The organism is Nitrosomonas sp. (genome assembly GCF_024282095.1).
Lineage (GTDB): Bacteria > Pseudomonadota > Gammaproteobacteria > Burkholderiales > Nitrosomonadaceae > Nitrosomonas.
Genome location: NZ_JAMWZS010000032.1, coordinates 22,301 through 28,827, shown reverse-complemented (window position 1 = coordinate 28,827; position 6,527 = coordinate 22,301). Strand labels below are relative to the sequence as shown.

The 6,527-nt window shown below is 42.9% G+C and carries 10 protein-coding genes; 9 read left to right on the top strand and 1 reads right to left on the bottom strand.

Going from position 1 to position 6,527, the window contains the following annotated elements:
- The 3 genes from Q0K92_RS09995 to Q0K92_RS09985 form a co-directional block, all read left to right on the top strand.
- Positions 1 to 201 (top strand): hypothetical protein (locus Q0K92_RS09995; RefSeq protein WP_297325660.1); only part of this gene is annotated, 201 nt, incomplete at its 5' end.
- Positions 152 to 1,945 (top strand): transposase domain-containing protein, encoded by a 1,794-nt coding sequence (locus Q0K92_RS09990; protein ID WP_297325659.1) that lies wholly within the window; start codon positions 152 to 154, stop codon positions 1,943 to 1,945. The genes Q0K92_RS09995 and Q0K92_RS09990, both read left to right, overlap by 50 nt.
- Before the next feature lie 69 nt (positions 1,946 to 2,014).
- Positions 2,015 to 3,040 carry an AAA family ATPase gene (locus Q0K92_RS09985; protein ID WP_297325658.1) on the top strand — a complete coding sequence of 342 codons (1,026 nt, stop codon included), beginning with the start codon at positions 2,015 to 2,017 and terminating at the stop codon, positions 3,038 to 3,040.
- A 193-nt stretch (positions 3,041 to 3,233) separates the two neighbouring features.
- On the opposite strand, the gene Q0K92_RS09980 is transcribed toward Q0K92_RS09985, so the two are convergent.
- Positions 3,234 to 3,413 (bottom strand): hypothetical protein, encoded by a 180-nt coding sequence (locus Q0K92_RS09980; protein WP_297325657.1) that lies wholly within the window; start codon positions 3,411 to 3,413, stop codon positions 3,234 to 3,236.
- A gap of 65 nt (positions 3,414 to 3,478) precedes the next feature.
- On the opposite strand from Q0K92_RS09980, the gene Q0K92_RS09975 reads away from it, so the two are divergent.
- The 6 genes from Q0K92_RS09975 to Q0K92_RS09950 all read left to right on the top strand — a co-directional run bounded on the left by Q0K92_RS09975 (position 3,479) and on the right by Q0K92_RS09950 (position 6,513).
- Positions 3,479 to 3,619, top strand: coding sequence for a hypothetical protein (locus Q0K92_RS09975; protein WP_297325656.1), 141 nt, complete (start codon positions 3,479 to 3,481; stop codon positions 3,617 to 3,619).
- On the top strand, positions 3,609 to 3,896 hold the full coding sequence (locus Q0K92_RS09970; RefSeq protein WP_297325655.1) for a hypothetical protein: 288 nt from the start codon (positions 3,609 to 3,611) through the stop codon (positions 3,894 to 3,896). The genes Q0K92_RS09975 and Q0K92_RS09970 overlap by 11 nt, the downstream gene beginning before the upstream one ends.
- 460 nt (positions 3,897 to 4,356) lie before the next feature.
- The gene (locus Q0K92_RS09965) at positions 4,357 to 4,701 is read left to right on the top strand and encodes a Mor transcription activator family protein (RefSeq protein ID WP_297325654.1); all 345 of its coding nucleotides are present in this window, start codon (positions 4,357 to 4,359) and stop codon (positions 4,699 to 4,701) included.
- Positions 4,702 to 4,720: 19 nt separating this feature from the next.
- Complete coding sequence (locus tag Q0K92_RS09960; protein ID WP_297325653.1) at positions 4,721 to 4,897, top strand: hypothetical protein; 177 nt, start codon at positions 4,721 to 4,723, stop codon at positions 4,895 to 4,897.
- A gap of 11 nt (positions 4,898 to 4,908) precedes the next feature.
- Positions 4,909 to 5,469 (top strand): hypothetical protein, encoded by a 561-nt coding sequence (locus Q0K92_RS09955; RefSeq protein ID WP_297325652.1) that lies wholly within the window; start codon positions 4,909 to 4,911, stop codon positions 5,467 to 5,469.
- Between the two features lie 405 nt (positions 5,470 to 5,874).
- Positions 5,875 to 6,513, top strand: a complete 639-nt coding sequence (locus tag Q0K92_RS09950) for a DUF5677 domain-containing protein (RefSeq protein ID WP_297325651.1) — start codon at positions 5,875 to 5,877, stop codon at positions 6,511 to 6,513.
- The last annotated feature ends 14 nt before the right edge of the window (positions 6,514 to 6,527 follow it).

Sequence of the window (6,527 nt, the reverse complement as noted above, 5' to 3'; positions counted from 1 at the left end):
AGATTCACACCTCTATCAAACCGGGTAATCCCACCTTGGGCAAGACTCTACTGTCAGATCAAGTCTGAACTACTACAGCTTATTCCATTATCAAGTCTGCCACCCTTGTCACAAGCCACATACTGGGCAAAGAATTTGGATAGTGCTCCCAGTGGCTGGAAAGAAGAAGATTTGCGGCAACTGCCAGGGGCAGGAGATTGAGGCATTATGGGCATTTTTTGAAGAATCATACGAGAAACTAAAACAAAAGGCATACAGGGATACTGAAGCTTGCCAGGCATGGCAAATCATGAAAGCACAGGGTATTCATTTCCATGCTGCATTGGATCAAATCAAGCAGGGATTTGGTTTAAACAAAACCGCATTTTACGACAAGCTTTCACGTATCAAAGGCTACGACCCTCTGCATTGGCCAGCTTTATTAGTAGGTCAATGGCGGGGAGAAAATGCTAAGCGTGTGCAATGGAATAACGATGGTTGGTTATTCTTTCTGAAGGATGCTATGTCACCAGGCCGTAAGATTAAAACTGCATGGGATCGCACCAAGCGACAGGCGGCTATATCCGGATGGGGAGAAATACCGAGCTACGATACTGCAAAGTCTGACTTCAAGAAAATTCCACATGATGTTATTACGCTGCTCAAAGAAGGGGAAACAGCTCTCAAAGTCAAATCCCCTACTCTTATCCGAGCATATGACTTACCGCTTCATGACACTTGGTCATTGGATGGCCGGCGTACTGATGTCATGGTTATTGATCGCAAGGGCAAGTATGGAATACCAGAGCGCAAATTTCGTTTATGGATGTATGCATTCATGGATGTTCGCAGTCGGGTTTTATTAGGCTATGCGCTTGGCGCTGCACTAGATTCTGATCTTTTGCGCCATGCCTTCCTTGATGCGCTAAAAACAACTGATCATATTATCCCGCGCTGTGTTGCACCTGATAACGGGATGGAAGGCGCTGCCAAGGAAATTACAGGTGGAGCATCATGGAGAAACAGGGGAAAGAAAAAAGAGGATGAAATTATTGGTTTGTTCCCAATGTTGAATATCAAAGTAGATTGGGCAACCGTAGCACATGGGCAAACAAAACCAATTGAAAGGCTTTTTGGAACATTAGCTCAACGTGTTGAAACTATGCCTGAGTTTAAAGGTGCTTATTGTGGTAATTCGACTGAATCAAGACCGGAAGAATGTGATAGCGATAAGGCTGTGCCGGTTGAACTGTTCGAACAACTCATTAAAGAAGAAATAGCCGCTTATAACCGAAGCATACACCGTGGCAACGGTATGGAAGACAAAAGCCCACTTCAAGTTTATGACGAGCAAATCAAGCAGCCGGGATATAAAGCTAGGCGCATTAGCATGCCGCAGCTACGCCTATGTACATATTCCGCTGTGGTTATAACCATTCGCAAAAATGCCACATTTACCATTCTTGGTGCTTCTTATTGGAGTGAGGGAACGGCCAAACTTGCACCGGGTAAAGGATATTACGCACGCTATAACCCAAGAGATCTTGGCGATACTGTTTATGTTTACCGCAAGGAAAAGCTTTTGTGTGAAGCTACCCGGAAAGAATTGACATCATTTAATGATAAAGCCGCTAGCAAGCGAATCTCAAAGGAACGAAAAGCTTGGACAAATAGTGTTAAGCAGCAAGCTAAAGCACTTACGGCACTGAAAAATAGTGAAAGCCGTGAATACCTCAAAAAACTATCGAAAGAAATTATGCCAGAGGAGGAAGATAAGGAATCAGGTGAAATTCTGCCGCAACCTCAAGTAGTTGAAATGGTTAAAGGAAAATCTGAAGTTTTGCTGGATAAAAAATCAGCGGAAAGAATAAAAAATGAGGAGCTGGAAAAGGAGGCTAAACAATTTAAAGAAAAAGAATCACCCGGAATGGCAGAGCGTTACAGGCAACGCGCTATTACAAAATGATAAAACACGTACAAGCTGTAACTTGTACGTGTCCATACACAAAAAACACAAACTGAAGGATCATTCTAAATGAATATAGCCCTAGATGGAATACCCGAACATCAAGCGATTGATGAGGAAACTTCAAAATCATCATTGACCTCAATTCAAAGTAGCAGTAAGAAACCTATGATGCGTGAAGATGCCATAGCCGCAAGGCTTACAGACATGCTTAATGCAGGCGTTAAATTGTCGCGGATGGCTGTTGAATCAAATGTAGCAAAAGATAAATTGGAAGCTTGGATCAAAGGTGAGCGGCCGGTGGAAATTACACTTGCCTTATCAAACTGGTTTACCGGAATTGATGAAGAGATTGCAGAGCGTAGCGGCGATTTTTTCATGACTCCATCCGCAGAAATTTTTTTACGTGCGTTTGAGCATGCAAGAGAGTCAAAGGGAAATGAAGGGCAGCGCGGAATTGCTATGATCTATGGTGCATCTGGGACAGGTAAGACCGTCACAGCAAAATGGGCCACTCGCATGGATGATAATGTTGTCTATGTGCAGGCCGATGGGGAACGCCGCACCTGGACAGGGCTGCTTAATGGTGTTGTTGAATCTATGAGTTTTTATGGCCGCCCTTCTGTGGGAGAGAAGCTACGGGAGTTTATCTCCAGGAAAATTCCCGCTGGTGGTTTGCTGATCTTTGATCATGCTCAATTGATACGACTATCCATTATGGAACAGCTTCTGATATTTCCTGATGAATGCGGCATTGCGCTAGCATTTATAGGCAACACAGAAGGTTATAGGAATTTTTCTAATGCAAAACTTGCTCATATCAACTCACGTGTCAGGGGATCAATTATTGTCGTCGAGATGCCAAAAGAAGAAGACATTGACGCATTGTTGGAAGCGCGAGGCATTGGAGGCCGCAAAGAAAGGGATTTCTGCTTATTGATTGGTAGGCAAGATGGCGGTTTGCGTTATCTTGACGCGGCTATCTTTGAAGCGCGAAAAATTGCATATGCAACAGGTACACAAAAACTTGACTTGAGGTTGCTTAAGTTGGGAGCAACTAACGCCGGATGTTGGGGGGCGACTCATGAAGGATAAAAAACTTATGGATAATTGAGTTGTTCAAAAGTCAAACATGCCCAAAAAACACCGTTAAACGCGCGTTAATTTCGCACGAAAACAAAAAGGAATATGATGGTTGTGTGAGCATTAGAAAATGCCTTATAAAGCATTTGTGGCGTTTTTAACGCAAACCATCAGAAATACCGCTTGACGCGCTTAGTATGTGGCGCTAGAGTGGCAACAAGTCGCGGCTAGCACCGCGCCGGGTTTGGAAGCCCGATGACAAGGCGGATAAGCCGCTAAAGCGGCTATTTTTTTGTCCGTTGATATAAGCACGCCTAGTTTTTGGCGGGCTGTGCGGGGAGCCGAGAGGCTCGCCGGAACCTTGTCCCGGTCTTCCAACCTGCACAGTTCCGCCTCCTTGTTTGGAAGCAAGGGAGCGGGAATTTTAACCGTTAGACAAGGAGTAATACCATGCAGCAAATCTTTATCTCTGTTCCATTTCTGGACGGCATCACCACTTTTAGTGATCTTAGTCACCGATTCCAATCTCAGCAAAAAAGCCATGGGCAAGTGAAACAAATGCAATTGATGGGAGGCCGCTATGCCAACTAAAACAAAACAAGCGCCTGAAATTCAAGGGTCACCGGAATTCATTAATGCCTTAAAAAGTAGTCGCTGGCTGATCAGCTTCGATCATGAAGGCAAGATTAATGTAAAACCGGTTCCACCCGATGCTTGCGTGATGACTGACACGGAAATGCTCGAAGCGCTAAATAATAATATGGTACTGCGACATGACAGGCTGGCGGAATTCGCAATCGCCACCATCAATAACCTCAAATCTAGGTGCGATTACGTCACTAGCCTGAGATCGGTGAATGAAGATTAACGCAAGGCAATGAATTCGTTAATACTTATAAAAATATGGAAGTAAATCAAAGTAGAGTATAGAATATTTTTTAACGAGTGAGCTGTGGAAATTTCGGAGTCCACAGGCTTGGGTGTCAAGCACCGATGGATGGAGGGACGTCCGGCCTCCCACTCGTTGCAGTATCGGAGCAAATCCGGTTGTTTCCAATGGGAACGGTTAAGCGCTATGCCCTTATTATCCGGTTCGAATCCGGCGCCGGTTTTGCTCTTCTTTTATGCGGGTGAGCTGTGGAAATTCTCGGAGTCCACAGAAACGTTTCAATGATTCGTTGATGAAGGGACGTCCGGCCTCCCACCCGCGCCTCAATCAGTTTTAACTTCCTAATTCCTTATGGCGGAAATTCTTCCGCCTTAACTCTATTCATACAACTTGGCATTATGCAGTGGACAATGTTCCACATTAACAACTGCAAGCTGATATGCCAACTCCAAGCAATAACGAAACTCATGAACTGTTAAACCTGATCGGCGAAGATGCATTTACCCGATTATGCACGGTTTTTGGCGGTACACGCCTGCATATTTCCAATAGTGTCCGATCACGCCAGCGGCTAACCGTCATAGTCGGTGAGGACAATGCTGAGAAAATCATCTTTAATTATCAGGGCGTAGCACTGACTTTGCCCATGCTTTCAAGCCTTGAAATCAAGAAACGGCATCAATCAATCATTAAAGACTTCGAAAATGGCATGAGCCAACGAGATATTGCCATGAAATACGATCTGACAGACCGTCAAGTAAGAAGGATCATTTCAGATTCATAAAAATAAAGGAGCCAGAAAAGTGAAATATAAAGTTACCCGAACCATTCATCATAATAACGAGAAATTTATTGAAGGGGATGAAGTTGAATTATCGCTGCAAGAAGCAAGGCCACTGCTGGAATGCAAGGCTATAGAACAAATCATTAAGCCGTTTTCACAAGCCTCCGGCATGTCCTCTATTAACTCAGGCAAATAAGGGGTACTGGGATGGATAAAAATGATACTGGCAAAGAAGTTCAAGGATTACTCACCAAACTGCGTTCCGCGGCTGAAGTAATCAAGAAGAAGATTTATGAAGCTGATCAGAAAATTGAAGCGTTACTGAACGAGCGGGCAATGATTTCTGAATCCCGTTTAAGTAAAGAAGATTTCATGCAGTATGTGCGCGAGGATATACAGCGCCGGGCATCGGAATATCCCATTCGAATGAGCCATCTTGCACGAAATACCGGATTCCCGTTTAGCATCAGTTTTCCGCAATTAGAACGTAATGAAAAATCGGGAAATCTACAGTCTTTTCCCTACTTGGATGGTCAAGCATTTTCTAATGGCGCAGCGTGGCACGTCAGCGCTATTTATTGGCTATTTGGTGAGCAAATAGAAAAGCGCTTTTCCGATGCACTGGATCAGTTTGACTGGCCGGAAAGCAGCATGTCACCCGATGAACGGCGTAAACGAATTGCTGAGATTGACCAAGAACTGGAAATACTCAATATAGAGCGTGACTGCTTGGCTAGTGACCTAATTAGCACAGGAATGACGCAATAACAATTAGAAGTATTCAAAGCGTGAGCTTTGATGGTCCTATCATCTGCAAAATTCTATATTGAGATAGACAGACCATAGATATAGAAAAAGCTTATGGTAGGGATAGTAAATGGTTCCTCACATTTACTATCGATTAATGAGTTATGGTTTGTCATGGATTCATGGGAGCAATTTGTGCTTTGTCGTAGGGTTTCAGATTGCCTATCCATGAATGGAACCGTCCACCGCCATCAGGGAAAAATGGCTGCATCGGTTCTTTTTTATTGGTGGCAAGCGTTAAATTTTCGCGTTATTTGGTACTATAAGCGCTTGCCAGTGGTTTTCAATGAACTTAAGTATATATTACCAAAGATAAACTTGGTTTAATGCTATCCTTATGATAATTCACTGCATATAGTTAAGTCCATGTCACTTAATAAAATTATTTCAGTATCACAAGAAATTTCTATCTGGTTGCATCAACACACTAATGAAACTGTACTTAACAATATGGCATTTCGTGAAAAATATGCTATCTGTTTATTTCAGCAAGCACTTGATATCGAAGATGGTATTAAGATTCTATTAGAAAACAACTTACCAGGGGCTGCATTAGCACTAGCTCGACCATTATTCGAATGTTATGTACGGGGGGTGTGGCTATTAACTGTAGCTACCAATGAGGAAGTTGATAAATTTGAAAGTGGTAAATATTACCGTGAATTCGATATTTCTCACCTAGTTAAAGCTATTGAAGACAATCCAGAAACAGATGGAGCGTGGATTAAGGCAACTAAAGACGCACATCTAACGGTTTTGCATGATTTAACGCATGGTGGAACGAGTCATATAGTGGCAAGATGCTCTTCAAACACAATTGAGCCACTTTATTCTGAGAATCATTTGATTTCGTTAGCTATACTTGGAATTGAAGTTAAAATCCGCATTGGCCAAAAGTTATTGGCAAGAATAAAAAATGAAGAAGCTTTGCTTTTATTAAATGAGAAGGCTGAAGAAATTAGAGATTATTTATTTCAATTCATTTGTCCAGGTGTTTCAAAGTAATTGTCCGCGCTATC